This window comes from Rhodococcus sp. PD04, assembly GCF_035918275.1.
Lineage (GTDB): Bacteria > Actinomycetota > Actinomycetes > Mycobacteriales > Mycobacteriaceae > Rhodococcus > Rhodococcus rhodochrous.
Map to the genome: position 1 here is coordinate 1,008,026 of NZ_CP142143.1, position 22,695 is coordinate 1,030,720.

At 67.3% G+C, this 22,695-nt stretch carries 22 protein-coding genes; 18 read left to right on the top strand and 4 right to left on the bottom strand.

From position 1 onward, the window contains the following. Nucleotides 1-4 precede the first annotated feature (4 nt). The 6 genes from U9J23_RS04740 (at nt 5) to U9J23_RS04765 (ending at nt 6,787) form a co-directional block, all read left to right on the top strand. Entirely contained in the window at nt 5-1,801 is a 1,797-nt protein-coding gene (locus tag U9J23_RS04740; protein ID WP_059381739.1) for a sodium/solute symporter, read from the top strand. A gap of 124 nt (nt 1,802-1,925) precedes the next feature. Further along, a complete protein-coding gene (locus U9J23_RS04745; RefSeq protein ID WP_159416562.1) occupies nt 1,926-2,291 on the top strand; it encodes a DUF485 domain-containing protein in 366 nt (121 codons plus the stop codon). Beyond that, nucleotides 2,288-3,922: a solute symporter family protein gene (locus U9J23_RS04750; protein ID WP_159416561.1), complete on the top strand. Its 1,635-nt coding sequence runs from the start codon at nt 2,288-2,290 to the stop codon at nt 3,920-3,922. Before U9J23_RS04745 ends, U9J23_RS04750 begins: the two co-directional genes overlap by 4 nt. Nucleotides 3,923-4,018: 96 nt before the next feature. Next, entirely contained in the window at nt 4,019-4,489 is a 471-nt protein-coding gene (locus U9J23_RS04755; RefSeq protein WP_059381737.1) for a type II toxin-antitoxin system Rv0910 family toxin, read from the top strand. 84 nt (nt 4,490-4,573) lie between these two features. Continuing rightward, nucleotides 4,574-5,896 (top strand): diacylglycerol/lipid kinase family protein, encoded by a 1,323-nt coding sequence (locus U9J23_RS04760; RefSeq protein WP_326601624.1) that lies wholly within the window; start codon nt 4,574-4,576, stop codon nt 5,894-5,896. Nucleotides 5,897-5,956: 60 nt separating this feature from the next. After that, nucleotides 5,957-6,787 carry a class II glutamine amidotransferase gene (locus U9J23_RS04765; RefSeq protein ID WP_120281602.1) on the top strand — a complete coding sequence of 277 codons (831 nt, stop codon included), beginning with the start codon at nt 5,957-5,959 and terminating at the stop codon, nt 6,785-6,787. A gap of 51 nt (nt 6,788-6,838) precedes the next feature. Here the strand turns inward: U9J23_RS04765 and U9J23_RS04770 are convergent, their stop codons facing one another. Further along, complete coding sequence (locus U9J23_RS04770) at nt 6,839-8,230, bottom strand: hypothetical protein (protein WP_326601627.1); 1,392 nt, start codon at nt 8,228-8,230, stop codon at nt 6,839-6,841. 196 nt (nt 8,231-8,426) lie between these two features. On the opposite strand from U9J23_RS04770, the gene U9J23_RS04775 reads away from it, so the two are divergent. Beyond that, nucleotides 8,427-8,876, top strand: coding sequence for a DUF6325 family protein (locus tag U9J23_RS04775; protein ID WP_006551605.1), 450 nt, complete (start codon nt 8,427-8,429; stop codon nt 8,874-8,876). A gap of 32 nt (nt 8,877-8,908) precedes the next feature. After that, nucleotides 8,909-9,196 carry an SHOCT domain-containing protein gene (locus U9J23_RS04780; protein ID WP_026061819.1) on the top strand — a complete coding sequence of 96 codons (288 nt, stop codon included), beginning with the start codon at nt 8,909-8,911 and terminating at the stop codon, nt 9,194-9,196. Nucleotides 9,197-9,449: 253 nt separating this feature from the next. Here U9J23_RS04780 and U9J23_RS04785 read toward each other — a convergent pair whose 3' ends face one another. Then, complete coding sequence (locus U9J23_RS04785) at nt 9,450-10,859, bottom strand: MFS transporter (protein WP_326601630.1); 1,410 nt, start codon at nt 10,857-10,859, stop codon at nt 9,450-9,452. 162 nt (nt 10,860-11,021) lie between these two features. Here U9J23_RS04785 and U9J23_RS04790 point away from each other — a divergent pair, with 162 nt between their 5' ends. The 3 genes from U9J23_RS04790 to U9J23_RS04800 all read left to right on the top strand — a co-directional run bounded on the left by U9J23_RS04790 (nt 11,022) and on the right by U9J23_RS04800 (nt 14,013). After that, nucleotides 11,022-12,824 carry a glycoside hydrolase family 15 protein gene (locus U9J23_RS04790; protein WP_272266728.1) on the top strand — a complete coding sequence of 601 codons (1,803 nt, stop codon included), beginning with the start codon at nt 11,022-11,024 and terminating at the stop codon, nt 12,822-12,824. A 314-nt stretch (nt 12,825-13,138) separates the two neighbouring features. Next, nucleotides 13,139-13,339, top strand: a complete 201-nt coding sequence (locus U9J23_RS04795; protein ID WP_019289879.1) for a cold-shock protein — start codon at nt 13,139-13,141, stop codon at nt 13,337-13,339. Nucleotides 13,340-13,371: 32 nt separating this feature from the next. After that, a complete protein-coding gene (locus tag U9J23_RS04800; protein WP_230787906.1) occupies nt 13,372-14,013 on the top strand; it encodes a helix-turn-helix domain-containing protein in 642 nt (213 codons plus the stop codon). 318 nt (nt 14,014-14,331) lie between these two features. Here U9J23_RS04800 and U9J23_RS04805 read toward each other — a convergent pair whose 3' ends face one another. After that, complete coding sequence (locus U9J23_RS04805; RefSeq protein ID WP_085469311.1) at nt 14,332-14,646, bottom strand: hypothetical protein; 315 nt, start codon at nt 14,644-14,646, stop codon at nt 14,332-14,334. Between the two features lie 7 nt (nt 14,647-14,653). Further along, on the bottom strand, nt 14,654-15,379 hold the full coding sequence (locus U9J23_RS04810) for a GAF and ANTAR domain-containing protein (RefSeq protein ID WP_326601635.1): 726 nt from the start codon (nt 15,377-15,379) through the stop codon (nt 14,654-14,656). Between the two features lie 146 nt (nt 15,380-15,525). Between U9J23_RS04810 and U9J23_RS04815 the strand changes: the two genes are divergently transcribed. The 7 genes from U9J23_RS04815 to U9J23_RS04845 all read left to right on the top strand — a co-directional run bounded on the left by U9J23_RS04815 (nt 15,526) and on the right by U9J23_RS04845 (nt 22,685). After that, entirely contained in the window at nt 15,526-17,862 is a 2,337-nt protein-coding gene (locus tag U9J23_RS04815) for an ATP-dependent DNA ligase (protein WP_272266724.1), read from the top strand. Nucleotides 17,863-17,905: 43 nt separating this feature from the next. After that, nucleotides 17,906-18,583, top strand: coding sequence for a response regulator transcription factor (locus U9J23_RS04820; protein ID WP_006551596.1), 678 nt, complete (start codon nt 17,906-17,908; stop codon nt 18,581-18,583). Between the two features lie 70 nt (nt 18,584-18,653). Next, nucleotides 18,654-19,112: a hypothetical protein gene (locus U9J23_RS04825; protein ID WP_229580501.1), complete on the top strand. Its 459-nt coding sequence runs from the start codon at nt 18,654-18,656 to the stop codon at nt 19,110-19,112. A 103-nt stretch (nt 19,113-19,215) separates the two neighbouring features. Further along, a complete protein-coding gene (locus U9J23_RS04830; RefSeq protein ID WP_229580500.1) occupies nt 19,216-20,238 on the top strand; it encodes a hypothetical protein in 1,023 nt (340 codons plus the stop codon). A 148-nt stretch (nt 20,239-20,386) separates the two neighbouring features. Further along, complete coding sequence (locus tag U9J23_RS04835; RefSeq protein ID WP_016692216.1) at nt 20,387-20,659, top strand: LuxR C-terminal-related transcriptional regulator; 273 nt, start codon at nt 20,387-20,389, stop codon at nt 20,657-20,659. Between the two features lie 44 nt (nt 20,660-20,703). Further along, nucleotides 20,704-21,870, top strand: coding sequence for a sensor histidine kinase (locus U9J23_RS04840; RefSeq protein ID WP_326601643.1), 1,167 nt, complete (start codon nt 20,704-20,706; stop codon nt 21,868-21,870). Continuing rightward, nucleotides 21,867-22,685, top strand: coding sequence for a hypothetical protein (locus U9J23_RS04845; protein WP_326601645.1), 819 nt, complete (start codon nt 21,867-21,869; stop codon nt 22,683-22,685). The genes U9J23_RS04840 and U9J23_RS04845 overlap by 4 nt, the downstream gene beginning before the upstream one ends. The last annotated feature ends 10 nt before the right edge of the window (nt 22,686-22,695 follow it).

Here is a 22,695-nt window from a genome sequence, read left to right on the forward strand (position 1 = left end):
ACCCATGAGCGGATCGATTCCCGTCGTCACCGTCGTCGGTCTTGTCGCCGCGGCGATCGCCACCGTCGCGATCGGTGTGTACGGCGTGCGGATGGCGCGCACCACCTCGGATTTCCTCGTCGCGTCCCGCAGCGTCGGCCCGCGCTGGAACGCCGCGGCCATCTCCGGCGAATATCTCTCGGCGGCATCCTTTCTCGGGGTGGCCGGACTCGTGGCGAAGTTCGGTGCCGACGCCCTGTGGTATCCCGTCGGTTTCACGGCCGGTTATCTGGGTCTGCTGCTGTTCGTCGCTGCGCCGCTGCGACGTTCGGGTGCCTACACCGTCCCGGACTTCGCGGAGTTCCGGCTGGGGGAGAAGTGGCTGCGCACGCTGTCGATGATGGTCGTGGCGATCATCTGCATCCTGTACCTGGTGCCGCAGTTCCAGGGTGCGGGCCTGACGCTCAACATCCTTCTGGGAGTGCCCGACTGGGTGGGTGTTGCGGTGGTCGGGGTGATCGTGGTGGCCAACGTGGTCGGCGGCGGGATGCGGTCGATCACATTCGTGCAGGCCTTCCAGTACTGGCTCAAACTCACGGCGGTCGCTCTGCCGGCCCTGGTCCTCACGCTGCATTTCGTCGGTGACGCCCGGGGCGTCGACGAACCCGTGCCGCCCACCGTCACCGAGACCACCACCGTCGACGTGACGATCGACGTGGTCGTGCAGGTCGCCGAAACGCTTCCCGTCGTGGCGACCGGGGAGATCGACGGCCGGCCGGTCGCGGGTGTCTTCGAACTCGAACCGGGGGAGCACGTCCTCGGGGCCGGAACCGAACTGGTCCTCGACGCCGGGTCGCCGGTGCCGGTGGTGGCCGGTGCGCCGACCGACAACGACACCTGGGCGTCGCCGGGAGCCGGGTTGGGGGCCAGCAGCGAACATCCGCTGTTCCAGGTGTATTCGCTGATGCTCGCGACCTTCCTGGGCACGATGGGGCTGCCCCACGTGCTCGTGCGCTTCTACACCAATCCCGACGGACGGGCGGCGCGCATGACGTCGTTCGCCGTCATCGGCCTGCTCGGGTTGTTCTATCTGTTCCCCACGCTGCTCGGGGTGTTCGCGCGCCTGTACGTCCCGCAGCTGCTCATCACCGGACGTTCCGATGCGGCAGTGCTGTTGCTGCCGGGATCGGTGCTGTCGGGTTGGGGTGGGCAGTTGCTCGCGGCGCTGGTCGCCTCGGGTGCGATCGCGGCCTTCCTGTCGACGTCGTCCGGACTGCTGGTGAGTGTCGCGGGTGTGTTGTCCACGGACGTGTTGCGCGGCCGGGTGCGCGACTTCCGGGTGGCCGCGGTGCTCGCCGGTGTGGTGCCGCTCGTGCTCGCGCTGTCGGTGACCTCCCTCGACCTGTCGCGTTCGGTCGGGCAGGTCTTCGCGATCGCCGCGTCGACGTTGTGTCCGCTGTTGGTGCTGGGGATCTGGTGGCGTGGCCTCACCGCGATCGGTGCCGCGGCGGGGATGGTCGTCGGCGGATTCGTCGCGGGCAGTGCGGCCCTGGCGACCGTGCTGCTGCCGGTCGATCCGTCGGTGGCCTCGGGATGGCCGACGGTGCTCTCCGCCTATCCGGCCGCGTTGAGCGTGCCGTTGGCATTCGTCACGATGATCGCGGTGAGTCTGCTGACGCGTCGCCGGATTCCCAGGGATGTGGGTAGGACGTTCTCCCGCATGCACGTACCCGAGCGGCTCGGCATGGGCCGCGACCGCGAACTCGGCGCGTTCGGTGAACGCGGCCGCGGTCCCGGGGAGAGTCGCCGTTCGTCGCGGTGACGCGACCGTTCGTCGCACGAGGGCACCCCTCGTCGTTCCGCCTCTTGTCTCCTCTGTTCGTGTGACAGCCGTCTCATTAGCGTTGTGATCATCCTCAGCTCACACGACTATCAAGGAGTCGGCAGTGACCACAGCACCACTCAGCGAGAGTGGCGTACCCCAGCAGCGACGGATACCGACGCCGCAGGAGTTCGTCACGATGCAGGAGAGCCCGGAGTTCCAGGAACTGCGCAGCCGTCTGCGCCGTTTCGTGTTCCCGGTGACGGCGTTCTTCCTGGCCTGGTACGCCCTGTACGTCCTGCTCGCCACCTACGCGGACGAGTTCATGGCGACGAAGGTCATCGGCAACATCAACGTCGGGCTGATCCTGGGTCTCGGCCAGTTCGTCACGACCTTCGTGATCACCGCTGTCTACGTGAAGTTCGCCGGCCGTGAGCTGGATCCGCGTTCCGCCGCGATCCGCGAGGAACTGGAAGGACCCCTGCAGTGACCGTTCTCGCGCAGAGTGGGGCCGACGTCGGCAACCCGATCCTCAACATCGCCATCTTCGTCGCGTTCGTCGTCGTGACGATGGGCCTGGTCATCAAGGCCAGCCGCACGACGAAGAAGGCCTCCGACTTCTACACCGGCGGCGGCCAGTTCTCCGGCCCGCAGAACGGCTTCGCCATCGCCGGCGACTACCTGTCGGCCGCCTCGTTCCTCGGTATCGCCGGTGCGATCGCCGTCTACGGATACGACGGCTTCCTGTACTCGATCGGCTTCCTCGTCGCATGGCTCGTCGCCCTGCTGCTCGTCGCCGAACTGCTCCGCAACACCGGCCGGTTCACGATGGCCGACGTGCTGAGCTTCCGGCTCAAGGAACGGCCCGTCCGCATGGCGGCGGCGCTCTCGACCCTCGCGGTGTCGCTGTTCTACCTGCTCGCACAGATGGCCGGCGCCGGCGGACTCGTCGCGCTGCTGCTCGACATCGAGGGCAAGGCCGGCCAGGCCATCGTCGTCGCGGTCGTCGGTGTGCTCATGATCGTGTACGTGCTGATCGGTGGCATGAAGGGCACGACCTACGTGCAGATGGTCAAGGCCGTGCTGCTCATCGCCGGCGCCGGCCTGATGTTCGTGCTCGTCCTGTTCGCGGTACGGGGCAACTTCTCGCAGCTGCTCGCCGACGCCCAGGCGATGGTGTCGAGCTCATCGAACGAGGCCGTCGCGCAGCGTGACGTGCTCGCCCCCGGTGCCAAGTACGGCATCAGCAACATGTCGCAGATCGACTTCCTCTCGCTCGGCATCGCACTGGTCCTCGGCACCGCCGGTCTGCCGCACGTGCTGATGCGCTTCTACACCGTGCCCACCGCCAAGGAAGCACGTCGCTCGGTCACCTGGGCCATCGCCCTCATCGGCGCCTTCTACCTGTTCACCCTGGTGCTCGGTTACGGTGCCGCGAAGATGGTCGGCCCCGACGCGATCCTCGGCGCTCCCGGCAAGGAGAACGCGGCGGCTCCGTTGCTGGCCTTCGAACTCGGCGGCACGCTGTTCCTCGCGATCATCTCGGCTGTCGCCTTCGCTACGATCCTCGCGGTCGTCGCCGGTCTGGCCATCACCGCCTCGGCGTCCTTCGCCCACGACATCTACGCCAGTGTCATCAAGCGTGGCAACGCCACCGAGGACGAGCAGGTGCGGGTCTCGCGGATCACGGTCGTCGTGATCGGTCTGGTGGCGATCGTCCTCGGCATCCTCGCCATGGGACAGAACATCGCCTTCCTGGTGGCCCTGGCCTTCGCGGTCGCCGCCTCGGCGAACCTGCCCACCCTGCTGTACTCGCTGTTCTGGCGGAAGTTCAACACGACCGGCGCCCTGTTCAGCATCTACGGTGGTCTGATCAGCTGCCTCGTGCTCATCGTGTTCTCCCCGGCGGTGTCCGGTGCACCCTCGGCGATGTTCCCGAACGTGGACTTCTCCTGGTTCCCGTTGTCGAACCCGGGCATCGTGTCCATCCCGCTCGCGTTCGCGCTCGGCGTCGTCGGCACTTACGTCGGACGCCGCAAGCAGGAGGACCGGTACAAGCAGGCGGAGATGGAGGTCCGCTCGCTCACCGGTGTCGGTGTGGAGAAGGCCGTCTCCCACTGATCCTCTGCGCCGCGTGGCCCGCTCCCGATCCGGGGGCGGGCCACCGTCGTGTCGGGGTGCCCCGCCGGCGGAACGGACCGTCTACTGTTGCGGACCATGGCGAAACTCGAAGTGTCCACCGACCTTCCGCTCGACCCGCACGCAGCGTGGGAACACGCCTCCCGCCTCGAATCGTTCGGGGAGTGGCTGAGCATCCACGACGGGTGGCGCAGCGACCTGCCGGACACCCTCGCCGAGGGCACCACCCTGCAGTCGGTGGTATCCGTCAAGGGCATGCGCAACCGCGTCACGTGGACCATCGTCGAACTGGACGCGCCGCACCACGTGGTGCTGAAGGGAACCGGCAAGGGCGGCACGAAGTTCTCGATGCGGCTCGCCGTCGCCGCCCGCGGGGACGGTTCGACGCTGTCGATGAAGATCGACCTCGGCGGTGCACCCCTGTTCGGTCCGATCGGGTCGGGGGTGGCGCGTGCCCTGCACGGCGACCTGCAGTCGTCGCTCGACACCTTCGCGCGCCGCTACGGCGGGAACTTGACGCCTCTGGACACGTCCCCGGGAAAGGCGTAGACCCGTAAGGACAACCGCGGCCGGCCGCGGATCGGATCCGTCGCCGAGTGCTCGGTACTCGACGCGAATGCGAGGTCGACGCCCATGTCCGAGGATCACGACCCGGGTACCGGTGGGCATGCCGCCGAATCGCGGTGGTGGGCGTGGGCGGCCTGTCTCGGCGTAATCGCGGCGATCGTGCTGCCGCTCGTGGAAGCCGGTCTGCGAGGTGTCGTCGCGCTGCTGCTGGTCGCGGCGGCCGGCGCAGCCCTGGCCGTCGCCGGGGCCTACTGGTTCCTCACCCACCGGGGCGTGATCCGCGGGGCGGCTCTGGCCGTGACCGTTCTCGCGCCGGTGGTCGTGGTGGTCGTCTTCGCGGCGTCCGGTCACCTGTGGGTCGCCGTCGCGTCGGTACTGCTCGTCGCCGTGGCGGTCGCGTGCGGCCGCCACGCCCTGCGAGACGAGCGCGTGACCCCGCAGCCGGAGTTCCCCGCCCTTCCCGTGCAGCATCCGTTCTTCGTCATGAATCCACGCTCGGGTGGCGGCAAGGTCGTCCGTTACGACCTGCAGCGCAAGGCCGAGGAACTCGGCGCCGAAGTGGTGTTGCTGAGCGGACCGCAGCAACTCGACGTCACCGAACTGGCGGAGCAGGCCGTCGAACGAGGGGCGGACCTGCTCGGTGTCGCGGGTGGCGACGGAACACAGGCCCTCGTCGCGGCGGTCGCAGCGCACCACCGACTTCCGTTCGTGGTGATCAGCGCCGGAACCCGGAATCATTTCGCTCTCGACCTCGGGCTCGACCGGGAGGATCCCGCTGCGGGTCTGGACGCCCTCCGTGACGGGGTCGAACTGCGCGTCGATCTCGGCCGGATCAACGGGCGGCCGTTCGTCAACAATGCGTCCTTCGGGGTCTACGCAGAGGTGGTGCGGAGCCCTCAGTACCGTGCCGACAAGACGGCGACGGTGCTGCAGATGCTGCCCGATCTGCTCGGTGAGCAGGGCAGGCCGGGCCTGCGGGCGCACATCGACACCGAGACCGTCGAGGGACCTCAGACGGTGTTGGTCAGCAACGGTCCGTACGCCTTCGACGACCTGGCAGGAATGGGCCGACGGCCCCGCCTGGACAGCGGCCGGCTCGGTGTCGTCGCGATCTCGGTCTCGAACGCACGCCAGGCGATCGGCCTGTTCCGTCGCACCCACAACCGAGGCCTGTTGCAGCGCACCGCCACAGAAGTGGTCGTCGATGCGGATGTACCGGAGATTCCGGTCGGAGTCGACGGTGAGTCGGTGATGCTGTCGACACCCGTCCGATGCACGATCTCCACCGGAGCGCTACGAGTTCGTGTTCCCCGCAACCGTCCAGGAGCGCGTGTGTCGCCCCCGCACCTCGATTCTGTTCGGTTGCGGAAGATATTGTGGCCGAATTGAACTCTTCGGATCTCACATTCCGGCGTATCCCGCGACTTCAATGGAGGGATGTGCAGATGGATGGCGTATACCGGTGATCCCGTCCTGATGGACGACCTCCTGTTCCGGCCGGTGCACTCCCTGATCGACCAGAGCCTGCATTCCAAGATGGGCGCAACTACCACGAACGGGGACGGCTTCGGCATCGGCTGGTACGGGGAGGGCCCGAGGCCGGCATTGTTCAAGTGCATCGAACCCGCCTGGAACGAGAGCAACCTCCGCGAGCTCGCCACGCAGATCCGTACGCCGTTGATGTTCGCGCATGTCCGCGCCTCGACGGGAACTCCGGTGCAGCGCACCAATTGCCATCCCTTCCGCTACGAGAACAGGTTGTGGATGCACAACGGGGCGGTGCACGGATTCCATCTCATGAAACGGGACCTGGCGATGGCCGTCGATGCGAGTCTCTACGACGCGATCCGGGGATCGACGGATTCCGAGATGCTGTTCTACCTCGCGCTCACCTTCGGCCTCGCCGACGACCCGTTCACCGGCGTCGCGAAGGCCGTCGGTTTCGTGGAGGACATCGGAGCACGCATGGGCATCGAGAATCCCATGCAGGGAACGATCGCCACCACCGACGGCAGCAGCGTCTGGGTGTTCCGGTATTCGACGGAGCGAAAGACACGCTCGTTGTTCTACTCGGCCGACATCAAGGCGATACGGGCGCAGCATCCCGAAGTGGAAGTGCTGTACCAGCTGGGGGACGACACCCGTTTCGTTGTATCCGAACCCCTCCGCGATCTCGAAGGGGCCTGGCTGGAGGTTCCCGAGTCGAGCGCGGGTGTCGTTCGGGGGAGCGACCAGGAGTTCCGGCCGTTCGCGCCGATCTCACCCGTGCGCTCGATGTGATCACGACGAATTCCCCGCTACAGGAGTCACTCCCGCCGAGGGCGGCAACGATCAGGTCGTCGGTTGGTTCTCAGGGTTGCGGGCGGGCCTGATCACCAGTTCCAGAGCGAGCAGTGCCAGTACCGCACCCAGCACGATGAGCGTGACCACGAGTCCGGTGGGATAACGCCAGAACATCACGAGCAGTGCGGCCGCTCCGATGACGACCGATCGGATGGCGATGCGGGCGCGGAAAGCGTTTTCCTCGAAGGGGTTCGGAGAACGTGGCTGTCGCAGTCGCTGAACGGCATCGAGGCTGCGGCCGAACCCACGCCGAACGGTCCGGGCGGAGGGCGAGCCACCGGTGAGGTAGGCACCGAGAGCGATCACCAGTCCGAGCACCGCGACCGCCCGAAGGCTGGTCCGCAGCGGCATCAGCACGGCATCGATGATGGCTGCTGCCGCCTCCGGCGACAGGACGTCGGGCGGGACATCGTCGAGATACAACGATCGAGCGATGATGAGCGCGACCGCCAGAACGAACATTCCTACGACCAGTGCGAGGCCGACCAAGGCGAGTGCGCGTAGGCGACGGCCCGGCGGCGCGACGGCGACTGCGCCGGCAGCAGCGGCGAGGGTGATCCAGGGCAGCACATCCGACATGTTGTCGAGAGTGTTCACGGCTCGCTGCGCCCGGACCAGTTCCGGTGATCGGAACAGGACCAACTGCTTGTCGACACTCGGGATCTTCTCCGCGAACGTGAAACCGCGGTCGAGGAGACGGCCCTTCACGTTGTCGATCACCGTGCCGAGCGAAATACTCACCGTGCCCGAATCGTCGACCGTCACCGACGACGGCCCGACGTTGCCGGTCACCACCGCGACCAATGCGTCGTGGGCGGCGCGGTGGGCCTGGATCCACAGATCCTCGAACTGCTCGCTCTGCACCAGTGACAACACCGTCTCGTTGACGAAGTTCCGCGCCTGTCCGGTGATCACCGGTGCCAGTCCCTCGACGGCGCGGTCGACGCGCGGCGCGTTCTCCGTGGCCGGAACGGCGTCGGTGAGAGCGACCAGAGCGTCGGTCGTCAGACCTTCGACGTCGACGCGTGTGAAGATCTCGTCGGTGACGGAATTCGCGATCTGCGTCTGGATAGCGGGGTTCGAGCCAAGCGGGGCGACGGTTGTCACGTACCGGTCGGTGTCGAGGATCTCGCTGCGCACGAACCGTGCGGTGACCGAGAGGACGGCCAGGACCGCGACCAGCACGGCGAGCAGTGCAACGGCAGCCCAGCGCCAGCCGTGTCTCGCGGGCCGCGGCTCGGGAACGGGCTCCACCCCGACAGCGGCTCGTTCCCGGAGCGCGGCGACTTCCGCACGCAACCGTTCGAGTTCGGCGCGCTCGTCGTCGTCCAGTCGGTCGGGTCGGGGACCTCCACCGCCCGTGCCGATGTCTGTGGTCATCCCTGCATCGCCCCCTTTCGGGGCCGGACCCATTATGCGCCGTTGCCGACAACTCCGGTTGGAATTTGGATCCTGTTCCCTTCAGAAGTGGACTTCGAGTGGTCATACTCGACAGGAGGGGATCTGTTGTCGACGACACCGACGGAAGTCCACTCCCGGCTTCCGCCAACGATCTTTCATCGAAAAGAGGCTTCAGGTGACCGATTCGGATATCGACGAGATGGGCCCGGTCGACTATCTCGTCATCGAATTCCCCGCCGACCGACCACCGAACGGTTCTGCTCTACCGCTGCTGCTCGACCTCGTCGAGCGAGGCATCATCCGGGTGCTCGATCTCGCGTTCGTCCGCAAGGACACCGACGGTTCGGTCGCCGGGATCGACATCTCAGAGGTCGGGCTCGAAGGAGAAGTCGACGTGACGTTGTTCGCGGAGGCGTCGTCGGGCCTGCTCGGCGACACCGATTTCGACGAAGCGGGGGCTGCGCTCGAACCCGGCTGCTCGGCGGCCGTGCTCGTCTACGAGAACACCTGGGCTGCTCCGCTGGCGCGGGCACTGCGTCGCAACGGCGCCGAACTCGTCGCGTCCGGGCGTATCCCGGTCCAGAGCATCCTGGCTTCGCTGGAGAAGCTCGACGTCGAAATGTGACTCGAGCGAACGAAATACACGAGGAGATCGACATGCCAGGACTACTCCGCGGGGTGGCTCGCACCGCAGTCGTAGCCGGGACGGCGACGGCCGTCTCCAACCGCGTCTCCCGTCGGCAGGGAGAACGATGGGCATCCCAGGGCCAGGCCGTCTACGGGCGCCCCGCACAGTACGCACCCGAACCCGAACCCATGCCCGCGCCGCCTCCGGGTGGAACGGACCGCATCGCCGCGCTGAAGGATCTCGCAGAATTGAAGGCCCAGGGTGTGCTCACCGAGGCCGAGTTCGAGAGGGAGAAGGCGCGAATTCTCGCATCCTGAGCCCGAGTCCGGTCTCTGCGTCGAGCGGACACGACCGCTCCCACGCGGCGGCGACGGGTCGAGGAACGAGCTTCATGGGCGACTGGAGGTGCCGTCAGCTCTTCGGGCACGACGTCGACGTCGGGGAGGTCGAGCCGGAATACTGGTCGACCCGTCGGCCGCCGTCGACCTGAGATCGTAACGGTGACGCACTGTATCTGTTGAGAGAGAGCGTATTCCGGGTGTCTCCGGCCCTATCCTCGCGACATGGTCGTCACTGGGCTCCGGAGGCGGAAGGCGTGGCACTCGAGGTCGCGGGAAGGAACGCGGACGCGACGAGTCCGACGAGCCCGATGCACGCCAGTACGATCATCGCGGCCGCATACGACCGGTCCGGCGTGGCGAGGCCGACGACGAGGACGGTGCCTGCCACGGCGGTGCCCAGGGACGAACCCAGATTGGACACGCACCGCGACAAGCCGGAGATCTCACCCTGCTGTTCCTCCGGGAACGCCGACTGCACGACGTTCACGGACGGAGTGAGCATCGCACCCAGTCCGACGCCGATGAGCAACAGGCCCGGGGCGAACGCCCATGCGCTGGTCCATGCACGGACCAGCAGGAGCAGAACCACGATGCCGCCGAGGGTGACGACGAAGCCGCTCATGATGAGGGCACGCTGTGAATGCCGGGCGGCCAATCGTTCCGCCAGCAATGAGGAACCGAGAATGCCGGCGGTAGCGGCGGTGAAGATGATGCCCGTCTCGATTGCGTTGTAGCCGCGGACCACCTGCAGGAATGCCGAGACGACGAACGCGACGCCCATCAGCAGCAGCCACTGGATGTTCTGGGTGACGAGCGCGAGATTCGATGTGCGATTACGGAACAGGTCGGTCGAGAGGAGTGGCACTCTGCCGGCCCGTTCGAAGCGTCGTACGTGCAGGAAGAATCCGACGACGAGCAGGATTCCGATGCCGATGAGGCCGGCGGACACCGAGAGTGCGTTGTCCGCCTGGAGAATCCCCATGACGGTGCAGACGAGACCTGCGGCGGACAGGACGGCGCCGATCCCGTCGAAGGGTGTGGTCGGATCCGGGGGCAGGGGATCCTCGAGTCCTTTGCTCAGAACGACGATGGCGGCGACGATCAGTGCCTGGAAGACGAAGGCGGCCCGCCAGTCGATCGCAGTAGTGATCAATCCACCGATCAGCGGCCCGGCTGCGGCGCCTATCCCACCCATGCCGGTGATCACGCCGAAGGCCCGTGCCCGGGACTTCATATCGGTGAAGAGCATCGTCGTGAGGATGTATACGGGCGGGATGAGCAGTGCGGTGCCGATTCCCTCGAAGATCGAGTTGCCCAGGATCAGGATTCCCATACCCGGTGCTGCCGCGCTCAGGAGGGCGCCCACGCCGTACAGTACGAGTCCGGCGACGAAACACCGCTTGCGACCCCATCGGTCCGTCAGTTTCCCACCCGGAATCATGAAAGCTGCCATGACCAGAAGGAACACGGTGATCGCGGTCTGCACACCCTGCACCGTGGTGTCCAGGTCGACGCTGATGTCGTTGATCATCACGTTCATGTTCGAACCTGCGAAACTGCAGATGAACTGAGCGAGGGCGAGTGGGAGCAACATTCGCCGAATAGGGGCGGAAGGTTTCGCCACCGGATTCTCGGTCATCTCGTACTTCCCGTCGCGAAGGACGTCGCCGAAACTCTGAACGTCATGATCCACCGCGGTGGTGGACGGTGGCGCAGACGAGTCGAAACCGTGACCTTGACCTGATATCCGAGACCGGAGGAAGATCGAAGAACTCGACTCCTCTTCTCGCGAGGTAACGTCATGCTTCTCGAGGACTACGGCTTCATCGGTGACCTGCAGACCTCCGCGCTCGTCGGCCGGAACGGCTCGATCGACTGGCTGTGCATGCCCGCGTTCGACTCCGGGTCGTGTTTCGCGGCCCTGCTCGGCGGCCCGGAGCACGGACGCTGGCTCGTCGCGCCTGCGGCGGAACCCGTGGCGGTCACCCGTCGCTATGTCGACGACACCCTGGTGCTCGAGACCGACTTCGAGACTGCAGAGGGCGCCGTCCGTCTGATCGACTTCATGCCTCGTCGGGGATCGGGTCCACCTCGGCTGATCCGTATCGTCGAGGGGTTGCGGGGCCGTGTGCCGATGCGAATGCACTTGGCGATACGCCCCGATTATGCGGCGGTCACACCGTGGGTCGAGGCGGTGGCCGACGGTGCTGTCGCGACGGCCGGCCCGGACGCCTTCCACCTGTGCACGACGGTGCCGTTGGAGATCCGTGCCGGAACCGTCGAATCCGAGTTCGTCGCCGTGGAGAGCGGCCGATACCGATTCGCTCTGGACCGGTACCCATCCTTCGAACCGGCCCCCGTCGTCGAGGATGCCGAATCCGCGCTTGCACGCGCCGTGGAGTGGTGGCGCGACTGGACCGGCCGGTGCACCTACAAAGGGGCGTATCGCGACGAGGTGATCCGCTCTCTGATCGTCCTCGAGGGGATGACCGACGAGACGACCGGTGCGATCGTGGCGGCCCCGACCACCTCCCTACCCGAAGCGCTCGGCGGGGTACGCAATTGGGACTACCGCTACTGCTGGTTGCGCGACTCGGTGTTGGCACTCGAAGCGCTGCTCGCCGGGGGATACACCGGCGAGGCTCTGGCCTTCCGTGACTTCCTGCTCCGGGTGGGAACGGGTGATCCGGCCGATGTGCAGATCATGTACGGGATCAGGGGAGAGCGTCGACTGACCGAGTTCGAGGTGGAACATCTGCCCGGTTACGAAGGGTCGGCGCCCGTCCGGGTCGGAAACGCCGCAGCCGAACAGTTCCAGCTCGACGTGTACGGCGAGGTCCTCAGCGTGGCGTACAAGGGAGCCGAAGCGCTCGGTAGGATCGAGCCGCACATGTGGCCCCGCTGGCAGGCCGTGATCGAATACGTCGAAGGAATCTGGCAGGAACCCGACGACGGGATCTGGGAAACACGCGGCCCCCGGCGCCATTTCACGCAGTCCAAGGTCATGGCCTGGGTCGTCTTCGACCGCGCGGTCCGGCTCGCCGAGGGATTCGGGCTCGACGCACCTCTCGACCGGTGGAGGCGGACCCGCGACGAGATCCACGACGAGATCTGCGAACGTGGATACGACCCGGTCCGTGGCACGTTCACGCAGTACTACGGCTCCACGGAACTCGACGCCAGCGTTCTGCTGATACCGCTCGTCGGCTTCCTGCCCCCGACCGACGACCGGGTCACCTCCACCATCGACGCGATCCGGAACGAACTCGGTCGCGACGGCTTCGTGTCCCGATATTCCACGACGGATACCGACGACGGGCTTCCCGGGGACGAAGGACAGTTCCTGGCCTGCTCGTTCTGGCTGGTGAGCGCGTTGGCGCTCAACGGCCGGGTCGACGAGGCCCGCACGTTGTTCGAGCGGTTGCTCGGGCTCACCAACGACCTCGGACTGCTCGCCGAGGAGTACGACGTGCCGGCGGGGAGGCAGGTCGGCAACTTTCCCCAGGCGTTCAGTCACCTCACTCTCGTCGGCGCGGCTTGCGCGATCACCGTCGCCGAACGGGCACGGGCAGTGGATCCGGCCGGCGGAGCACCGGCCGTCTGATCCGACATCATCAGAACACCATGTGTCCGTGGGGTATTCACCCACACCGTGCGTGCTGTATGTATCCTGTGGGTACATGCTGTCCCGCATACGCGCCCGTGTTCGTCGGTGTCTGTCCATCGAACGAACCACATTGATGCACTAGGAAATCGGTAGAAATCGTACGAATGTCGCCGATTCGGCGCGGACGCTTCCCCGGACCCGCCGAGCACGTTTCAATGACAGGTGCAGAGGGGCTGTCGGGAGCGCAGGGGATACGCTTCCGCGTCGCTTGCTCCGTCGGGGAAGTTTGCGAACGGTGGCAGGGGAACAAGATGGAACACGGTGTTGTGTTGTGGTTCGACGCCGGTCTGGGTCACGGCTTCATCCGTGACGACGACGGTACGGAGATCCTGGTGCACTACTCACAGATCGATGGGAGCGGCTACCGCTTCCTGACAGGTGGCCAACAGGTCCGATTCGAGATCGGTTACGGGATCTTCGGTCGACAGGCGGTCAACGTGCAGGTGTGCTGACATGCGGAACGTTCGGATGGTGTGATCGTGTAATGGACACACGGGCGAACGAGTGGGCGGAGGAGGCCCACATTCCGGCTGCAACTCCGACCGAGGAGCAGGTGTGGGCCTCGCGGGCCGCGATCGAGCGGGCCACGGGCGTGCTGATGGAGCGGTACGGACTCGATGCCGAGCAGGCGAAAGAGACGTTGCTCCAGGCGTCCCGTCACGCTGCCGTGTCGATGGTGCAGTTCGCGGGGGACGTGCTCACTTCGGGTCGAGCAGGTGAACCCCCCGAGATCCGAGTGGTGCTGGACGCCGCGTCCGCGCCTTCCGGTCTACGGAAGGCCGTCGCCTTCATCGAGTCCGAAGCGGCTCGTCCCATCAGGTTGGCGGACATCGTGGCTGCTGCGGGGGTCGGAGCCCGAGCTCTGCAGTACGACTTCGTGCGCCACCTCCATACGACGCCCACGCGATACCTTCGGTCGGTGCGGCTCGAGCGGGCTCATCGGGAGTTGCAGACCGCCGACCCGCAGCGTGAGACGGTCGCGTCGATCGCGGCGCGGTGGGGTTTCTCGTCGCCCGGGCGGTTCGCGATGCAGTACCGGTCCGTCTACGGAAGATCCCCTCGCGTGACCCGGTCGGACGCGCTGTGGTCCGATCGAACTACTGCCGATCCTGCAGAAAACGAATAGACTGCACCGGAAGCGAACGATGTGTTCGCTGTGGACGCTGCCGGCGGGGCGCGAGACTTCCGACGCAGGGGGTCGGATCTGTCGACCTGCCCTGCCGGCAGAGCCTCGAGTGCCCACATTCGGCCCCGGCGAGGACATTTCGGCGTATGCTCGGAACATCGGTGATCGCCTGTCACCCCCCTGCATAGACGGTCACCGCCGCCGGGTGGATCAGAGGTGGGCCATTCGTGCGATGCCGAACCCTGTCGCCCATTTCCCCCTGCTCGGGTGGCAGGGTTTCGGCGTGCTGCAGGTCGTTCGGCGCACGGGCATCTCACCTCAGCGGTCGGAATCTGTTCCTGCGCCTCGTGATTCCCCGGGATCGCCGTCGTCGTCCCTGTCGGAGAGGTCGGCCGCATAGGGCGCACGGGGCGGAGCGATCTCGTCGAGACGTTCGTTGATCGCGTGGGCGATCAGATCGTGCTGCAGACGGGAGAGGGGGAGCAGGCCGTTGAGATACGCCTCGATCTCCATCCTCCCCACTTCGCCACCGAGCGCGAAGTAGCGGAGCCACAACTCCTCGACGCCGAGTCGCGACGCGCGGAGCGCAGCGATGAGTTGCCGGCGATGCTCGCCGTCGGGAAGATAGTTCATCGCGGCGTCAGACCGTCTCGGTGTGGGTCGACGCGACTATCTCCGCTGCCACCTCCCGTACGGCGATGCGTCGTTGGGCCGACAATTCGAGCAGTCGCTGCACGGCACGATCGGCATCGAGGTTCTCGCGCAGCAGCACGATTCCTTTGGCGGTGGCGATCAGGTCGCGGTCGCGTAGGGCCTGCAGCAACCGTTCCTCGAGCGCTTCGGCTTCCGACAGAGTGTGCATGTTCGCCAACAGGATCGCTGCCTGGTCGGCGAAACGCCCCAGGATGTCCTCACTTTCCGCTGTATAGACATGGGGGCGCGTGGAATACACCTTCAGTGCGCCCAGCGTTCGTCCCGCGTACCGCAGGGGAATACTGAGCGACGCGCTCATCCCTGCCTCCGCCGCCCGAGCGGACCAGTCCGGCCAGCGGGGGTCGTTCCCGAGATCGTCGACCCGCACGGTCACGGAGTCCCGGACCGCAGTCAGGCAAGGACCCTCGCCGAGTTCGTACTGCAGTGCGTCGAGACGTTCGACCAACGGTCCGGTCGCGGCAGAGGTGGACCGGTTGCTCCCCTCGTCGACGAGGGTGAGCCCCGACCCGTCGGATCCGGGCAGGGTGTCCTTGGCGAGCGAGGTGATCGACTCCAGCACGGTGGTCACCGTCTGCTCGGTCATCAGCACTCCCGCCATGCGGGCGAAGACCGCAGCCCACGCGTCGGGAGTCGGACCCTGTGACTCCGCCATGTCCCACCTCCCGCCGCAACGCGGTCGTATACCACCGATGTACCGAACCTACCCTTCCCGAAGCGTCGGCGTTCACGGACGCACAGTCCCGATCGTCACCCTTCGACACCGCACCCGAACGCGTCCGGATTGGCAGAATCCGGAGTATGCCGACCCGGACGATCGACGGTCACCGCATCACCCTGACCAACCTCGACAAGGTGCTGTATCCGAGCACCGGGACGACGAAGGGTGAGGTCGTCGAGTACTACGAAGCCGTCGCCGACGCGATGCTTCCCCACATCGTGGGCAGGGCAGCGACCCGCAACCGGTGGCCGAACGGTGTCGGCGAACAGTCCTTCTTCGAGAAGAACCTCCCCGACCACGCACCGGCCTGGCTCGAGCGCCGCACCTTGCACCACAAGGACCGGCGGGTCACCTACCCGCTGTTCGATTCCGCCGCCGGACTGGTCTGGCTCGGCCAGCAGGCCGCTCTCGAACTCCACGTGCACCAGTGGCGATTCGACGGGGAGAAGGCCGGACCCGCGACCCGCATCGTCTTCGATCTCGATCCCGGCCCCGGCGTGGGCCTTACCGAGTGCGCGGAGGTCGCCCGTCACGTGCGCGACACCGTCGCCGAACTCGGGTGGACGGCCTATCCGGTCACCAGCGGCAGCAAGGGCATCCACCTGTACGTCCCGCTCGACCGGATGTTGTCGTCCTCGGGGGCGTCGAAGGTTGCGAAACAGGTCGCGCGCAATCTCGAGACCACCCTGCCCGACCTGGTGACCGCGACCATGGCGAAATCGGCGCGCGAGGGCAAGGTCTTCGTCGACTGGAGCCAGAACAACAGTTCCAAGACGACGGTCGCGCCGTACTCGCTGCGCGGTCGCGACGAGCCGTGGGTGGCGGCGCCCCGCAGCTGGGACGAACTCGACGACCCCGACCTCGCGCAACTGCAGTTCCGGGAGGTCCTCGCGCGCATCGACGAGTTCGGGGACCTGCTCGCCGGTCTCGACCCGCCCCTGGGCAAGGCCGTGTCCGGCGACGCCCTGGACACCTACCGCGGCAAGCGCGACGCCTCGCGCACCCCGGAACCGGTACCCGACCGCGTCCCCGACGACGGTCCCGGCGACAGGTTCGTCATCCAGGAGCACCACGCGCGTCGCCTGCACTACGACCTGCGGCTCGAACGCGACGGTGTGCTGGCCTCGTGGGCCGTCCCGAAGAACCTGCCGGACACCTCCGGGCGAAACAATCTCGCGGTACGGACCGAGGACCACCCCATCGAATACCTGACCTTCCACGGGACGATCCCGAAGGGCGAATACGGCGCCGGCAGCATGACCGTGTGGGACACCGGCACCTACGAGACCGAGAAGTGGCGGGACGACGAGGTGATCGTCCGGTTCCACGGTGAGAGGGTCGAGGGACGGTACGCGCTGATCCGCACCGAGAAGAACCAGTGGCTGGCGCACCGCATGAAGGACCAGTCGCCGCTGAGTACCGAGTCGGCGTCCGATGCCGAACCGGCCTCCCTCGTCGGCTCGTCGGGGTCCAAGGCCTTCCCGCGCGATCTCGCGCCCATGCTCGCAACGCCCGGTGACGTCTCGGGTCTCGACGCCGAACACTGGGCGTTCGAAGGCAAGTGGGACGGATACCGCGCCATCGCCGAGGTCGAGGACGGCACCGTCAGACTCCGCAGCAGATCCGGACGCGACGTCACCGACGACTACCGGAAGCTCGCCGAACTCGCGACGATCCTCGACGGTCATCCGGCGGTGCTCGACGGCGAGATCGTCGCCGTCGACCGTTCCGGGGTGACGAGCTTCTCGATGCTGCAGCGCGGCGTCAACTACGAGTACCGCGTGTTCGACGTGCTGTATCTCGACGGGGTGTCGCTGCTGCGCAAGACGTACGACGATCGCCGACGCGTCCTCGAGGCGCTCGCCGCTGCCACGGACGGACTGATCGTGCCGGAGCTGCTCCCGGGTGACGGCCGGAAGGCCCTCGAACGCAGCAGGGCGAAGAACTGGGAGGGCGTGGTCGCGAAGCGCCGGGACTCCGTGTACCTGCCGGGCAAGCGCGGAGCGGGATGGATCAAGTCGAAGAACTGGCTCACCCAGACCGTCGTGCTCGGCGGGTACCGCCGCGGCAACGGCAACCGTGCCTCGACCTTCGGATCCCTGCTGCTCGGCGTCTACGACGACGACGGCGAGTTCGTGTACGTCGGCAAGGTCGGCACCGGTTTCGACGACGAGACGCTCCTGTCGGTGGCGAAGGCTATGAAGGGGCACACGAGCCGTACGAACCCGTTCGCGAACGAGGTGCCGGCCGCCGAACGCCGCGATGCGGTGTGGTTGCGGCCCGAACTCGTGGGGGAGGTGCGGTTCGGGGGATGGACGGAAGGGGACCGGGTGCGGCACGCGAGCTGGCGTGGTCTGCGCGACGACGTGGACGCGTCGAGCGTGGTGCGAGAAGAGGAAACAGGCACCGACTGCTAACGTTCGTTCGAAGTCGGGTGATCGGGCATTAGGGGAGGCATCAATGGCCGAGGGCTCGCGTGGCGTCGTCCGTCGGATCGGTTTGGTCGAGGATCACGAGTCGGTCGCGCTCGGGTTCGCCGCGATGCTGGCCGACCAGCCCGATCTCGAGCTCGCGGGTACCGCCACCACCGTCTCGGGTCTGCTCGAGCAGGTCACCGACCTCGACCTCGCCGTTCTCGATCTGCGCCTGTCCGACGGGTCCTCACCGAAGAGCAACGTCGAGCAGTTGCGCGCGGCCGGACTCGAGACCCTGGTGTTCACGGGCGCCGAGAACCCGTATCTGCTGCGGTCGGCCGCCCGCGCCGGTGTGCTCGGGGTGGTGCGGAAGTCCGAGCCCGCTGCTGTGGTGATCGAAGCGATCCGCGTGGCCGCCGCCGGAGGGCAGGTCGCCAGCACCGAGTGGGCCGCGGCGATCGACGGTGATCCCGAACTCGACGACGTGGGCCTGAGTCCGCGGCAGCTCGAAGTACTCGAACTGTATGCATCGGGGGAGAAGCTCGACCGGGTCGCCCGGCTGACGGGCCTCGCTCCGCAGACCGTCAACGACTACCTGCAGCGGATCCGCCAGAAGTACGCGGAGGCAGGTCGTCCCGCGCCCACGAAGACGGATCTGTACAAGCGTGCCGTCGAGGACGGTTGGCTGCCGATGCCCGAACGGTCGGATGTCCGCCGTCGCTGACGAGCCGGCCGGGAGCGCCGGAGAGAAATCGCATGATCGCAGCACCGCGGCTGCCGACCGACTCCTCCGGATGTTCGCGCGATTCGTCGCGATCGGATATCTCTGCTACTTCGCGTTGCTCGTGCCGGAGATCCTCGAGGCGTCGGCACTCGTCGCGTGGTGGTGGACCCCCGCCGCGGCCGTCCTCATGTTCGGATCCGGGGTAGCGCTCGGCTTCGCGTCGTTCCGCGGCACGGTGTGGATGCAGCGGACCGCAACCGTCGACGCGCTCGCCTACGTCGTGATGGTCGCGTTGTGGTTCGTGGCGTGGAACGGGACGAAGATCCCGCAGGATCAGTCGTTGTGGTTCACCGCCTTCCCCGGACTCGCATCGCTCGCGGCGGCGGTCGCGTGGAAACCCCGGCGGGCGTTCGTCCACATGCTCGTCGCGGTCCTGCTCGCGCAGTGCGCGAACCACCTCGTCCGCGACGCCCCCTTCGGGTACTTCCTGGCCCCCGACCTGGCGTTCGCGTTCGTCTTCTCGAGGTGAGCATCCGCGGACGCATGCGCCGCCTGTCCGGTGGACGGGCGGTCGTGCAGTCCGCGCCCGGGGCCGGGACCCGGGTGCTGTTGTACTGGCGGGATCCGGCCGCATGAACACGGCGAACTCGACCGTCTCCGATCTGCTGCGGATGCACAGCCGGCCCGCGCGGGCCTTCGCCGTCCTGTACGCGGTGACCTGCGTGGTGCTCGCCCTGAACACCGCGCCCCATGCCGAGGTCCGCTGGCCCGTCGCGATCGCCGTGATCGTGTGTGTGGCCGCCGCCTACGCGCTCGTCGCGGTGGAGGGCGACCCACTACCGGTACGACCCGCACTGGCGATGACGTTCGCGGGCGCGATCGCGTCGGCGTCGGTGCTGTGGGTGCTGCCCGCCGATCCGGCGCCGCACCCCATCGAGCTGTGGCCGTTCGGGATGTCCACGACAATTCTCGTGTTCATGTGCGTGCGGGGGCGCACGGCGTTCGCCTGGTGCGGGATGCTGCTCATGCTCGTCGTCGCCGCGCTGTGGTCGTATCTCACGGGTCCGGGGATCGCCTACGGGCTGGGACTGACGATCACGAGCGCGGGGCCGGTGCTCATGGGCACCGTCTGCGCCTACACGATCCGCCCGCTCGCGCGGTCGATCTATCTCCTGCGCGCCCGGTCGATGCAGCGGATCGCGGCGGAGTCCGCGGCCGCCGCGGCCCTGGAGGAACGTGATGCCCGTCTGAGCAGTCTCGATGCCTCCGCGCGTCCGTTGCTCAAGCGGATCGTCTCGGGCGAACCTCTCGACGAGAACGAGCGGATCGAGTGCGGACTGGTCGAGGCGCGACTGCGCGACGGTCTGCGTGCGCCCGTGCTCCAGGTACCCGAGGTCGACCGGGCCGCTGCTGCGGCCCGCCGGCGCGGCGTCGAGATCGTCATGCTCGACGACCACGCCATGGACTCGGCTTCTCCCGAGGTTCGGCGCGCCGTCTACCGGGAGGTGGTGGACGTGCTCGATTCGGTGAGCCAGGGGTCGGTGACCGTGCGGGTGCTGCCGCCGGCCCGCGCGGCGATGGTGACGATGCTGGTGAAGGGCGAGGGCGTGCGACGGATCGAGCTCGGGCACGACGGGCAGCAGACCGGTCGTTAGCCGAAGCACCGATGCCCATATTTTCTTGGGCAGAGAAAGATCGGTCTCGGTAGTTGTCGGTTTCAACAGTTACGGTGTACGCACTCGAAACGGAGTTCGTCGGGGGACTCGGTTCGATCCCATGTATTCATCTCGGTAGGGACGCGCTATGACGACGATGCTCGAACATTCCCCGGCACAGAAGCCTGCACCTCAGAAGCCCGCACTCTCGGCTCGCGAGATCGAGATCCTGCGGGCCTGGCTGCTCTGCGAGTCCAAGTCCGAGGCCGCTGCGAGCCTGTTCGTCACCGCAGCCACGGTCAGCACCCACATCGTCCGCATCCGCGAGAAGTACGCCCGCGTCGGGCGTACGGCGACCACGAAGACGGCACTGCTCGCCCGCGCTCTGCAGGACGGTGTGGTCTCCATCGACGAGCTGTGACCCGTCGGCCTGCCACCGCACAGGGTGGACACACGACGGATCCGATGAGCGCGGCCGACCGGATCCACCGGGTCTTCGGCCGGTTCATCAGCGCGGGCTACGTGTTCTACCTGCTGTTCGTCGTCCCCACGGCGGTATCGCAGGCCCACCTCACGGCATGGTGGTGGTTGCCGACGGCACTGCTCGCGATCTTCGGTACCGGGATCGCGCTCGGGGTGGCGACCTTCCTGAGTGATGTCCGGTGGGTCGGACGACTCGCAGCCGCCAACGCCGTCTCCTTCCTGGTCGCGGCGGTCCTGTGGTTCCCGGCCTGGACAGGTGAGGTCTCCACGAACACGGCCTGGCAGGCGCTCTTCCCCGGAGTGGCAGGACTGTCCGCGGCGGCAGCGTGGCGGCCGCGGACGGCGCTCGCCTACCTCACGGCGGTGGTGTTCGTCGTGCAGACCACCAACTATCTGCTGGTGAACACCACGACGGGATACCGCTTCGTCCCGGAACTCGCCTTCGCGCTCATGTTCTGCGGGGTCTTCGCCGCCGCGGCGATCGTCGCCTTCCGCACGGGCGACGTCCTCGATTCCACCGTCGCAGCCACGGAGAGGTCCGTCGTCGCAGCAGCGGCGGCCGCGGCCAGGACGGTCGAACGCGAGCGGTTCGACGCGCTCGTCCACGACCAGGTGATGTCCACCCTGCTCGCCTCGGGTCGCGGCGCATCCGACGGTCCCGTCGCGGCCCAGGCCCGTCGTGCGCTGGAGATGTTCGACTCCCTGCGGCGCGGCGACGACACCGAGAGCAGCTTCGACGCCGACCGGGTGGCGGCCCAGTTCCGCTCGGCGGCCTCCGAGGTGGACGAGGACGTCGAGTTCACGACCACGACGAGCGCCGATGCCGGGCCGCACTACCCGGCCGACGTGATCAGGGCGGTCGGAGCCGCACTGGCCGAGGCCGTGCGGAACAGTGTCCGCCACGCCGGCCCGGGCACACAGCGGGCCGTGCACGTCGACCTCGGGCCCGGATCGGTCCGGGTGGTCGTCCGCGACGACGGCCACGGATTCGACCCCGCCCAGATCGATCCCTACCGGATGGGCATCCGCGCGAGCATCCACGGACGCATGCGCGGTCTGGCCGGAGGCGACTCGCAGATCACCTCGGGTCCCGGGGGCACGACGGTGACGCTGCTCTGGTGCGATCCGGCCGAGCGTCGCGCACCGTGACGACCGCCGAATCGACCCGCGACGTGCGCGACCTGCTGGGGATGCGCACCACGGCCGCACGTGTACTCGTGAGCCTCTACGCCCTGGTCTGCCTCGTGCTGGCGGCGTTCGGCGCCGAGCACACGTCCGCGAGCTGGCCTCCCGCCCTCGCCGTGCTCGTGTGCACGTTCGCGGCGTGGATCGGGTTGGCCTGCATGATCGCGACCGCGACCTTCTGGACCTACGCCACCGGACAGGGGATCGGCCCCGGCCTGTCGCTGTCGCTCGTCAACGCCGCCCCGGTCCTCATGTCCACCTTCTTCGCCTTCACCCTGCGACCACTCGCCGGATCCATCTACCTGCTGCGTGCGATGTCGTTGCAGCGCAGCGCGGAACAGGCGGCCTCGGTTGCAGCGCTCGAGGAACGCGACGCGCAGCTCGACCGGCTCGACTCCCTGGCCCGGCCACTGCTCGAACGGATCGCGACCGGAGAGGTACTCGAGGCGGGGGAGCGACGCGCCGGTGTGCTGCTCGAAGCACGTCTGCGGGACGGGCTTCGAGCGCCGGCCCTGCAGGATCCCCAGGTCGTCGAGGCGGCCGACGCCGCGCGCCGGCGAGGCGTGGACGTGGTGATGCTCGACGATCACGGCCTGGACGGGGTGCCCCCCGACGAACAGGCCCGCCTCCGCCGTGCGGTCGCCGACGAACTCGACTCGGTGTCACACGGTTCCGTCACGGTGCGGGTCCTGCCTCCGGGCCGCCGGGCACTCGTGACGATCCTCGTGCGGGGGGATTCCGTGCGCCGCATCGAGCTGGGTTCGACGTCGCAGGACTAGAGTCGCCTCC

Excerpts from the sequence above, each read along its gene's own strand:
- U9J23_RS04760 (WP_326601624.1), top strand. The coding sequence starts at position 4,574 with ATGTCCGAGGATCACGACCCGGGTACCGGTGGGCATGCCGCCGAATCG.
- U9J23_RS04820 (WP_006551596.1), top strand. The coding sequence starts at position 17,906 with ATGGCCGAGGGCTCGCGTGGCGTCGTCCGTCGGATCGGTTTGGTCGAG.
- U9J23_RS04825 (WP_229580501.1), top strand. The coding sequence starts at position 18,654 with ATGTTCGCGCGATTCGTCGCGATCGGATATCTCTGCTACTTCGCGTTG.
- U9J23_RS04770 (WP_326601627.1), bottom strand. The coding sequence starts at position 8,230 with ATGACCACAGACATCGGCACGGGCGGTGGAGGTCCCCGACCCGACCGA.
- U9J23_RS04815 (WP_272266724.1), top strand. The coding sequence starts at position 15,526 with ATGCCGACCCGGACGATCGACGGTCACCGCATCACCCTGACCAACCTC.
- U9J23_RS04835 (WP_016692216.1), top strand. The coding sequence starts at position 20,387 with ATGACGACGATGCTCGAACATTCCCCGGCACAGAAGCCTGCACCTCAG.
- U9J23_RS04810 (WP_326601635.1), bottom strand. The coding sequence starts at position 15,379 with ATGGCGGAGTCACAGGGTCCGACTCCCGACGCGTGGGCTGCGGTCTTC.
- U9J23_RS04840 (WP_326601643.1), top strand. The coding sequence starts at position 20,704 with ATGAGCGCGGCCGACCGGATCCACCGGGTCTTCGGCCGGTTCATCAGC.
- U9J23_RS04740 (WP_059381739.1), top strand. The coding sequence starts at position 5 with ATGAGCGGATCGATTCCCGTCGTCACCGTCGTCGGTCTTGTCGCCGCG.
- U9J23_RS04830 (WP_229580500.1), top strand. The coding sequence starts at position 19,216 with ATGAACACGGCGAACTCGACCGTCTCCGATCTGCTGCGGATGCACAGC.
- U9J23_RS04755 (WP_059381737.1), top strand. The coding sequence starts at position 4,019 with ATGGCGAAACTCGAAGTGTCCACCGACCTTCCGCTCGACCCGCACGCA.
- U9J23_RS04805 (WP_085469311.1), bottom strand. The coding sequence starts at position 14,646 with ATGAACTATCTTCCCGACGGCGAGCATCGCCGGCAACTCATCGCTGCG.
- U9J23_RS04790 (WP_272266728.1), top strand. The coding sequence starts at position 11,022 with ATGCTTCTCGAGGACTACGGCTTCATCGGTGACCTGCAGACCTCCGCG.
- U9J23_RS04765 (WP_120281602.1), top strand. The coding sequence starts at position 5,957 with ATGGCGTATACCGGTGATCCCGTCCTGATGGACGACCTCCTGTTCCGG.
- U9J23_RS04785 (WP_326601630.1), bottom strand. The coding sequence starts at position 10,859 with ATGACCGAGAATCCGGTGGCGAAACCTTCCGCCCCTATTCGGCGAATG.
- U9J23_RS04780 (WP_026061819.1), top strand. The coding sequence starts at position 8,909 with ATGCCAGGACTACTCCGCGGGGTGGCTCGCACCGCAGTCGTAGCCGGG.
- U9J23_RS04800 (WP_230787906.1), top strand. The coding sequence starts at position 13,372 with ATGGACACACGGGCGAACGAGTGGGCGGAGGAGGCCCACATTCCGGCT.
- U9J23_RS04795 (WP_019289879.1), top strand. The coding sequence starts at position 13,139 with ATGGAACACGGTGTTGTGTTGTGGTTCGACGCCGGTCTGGGTCACGGC.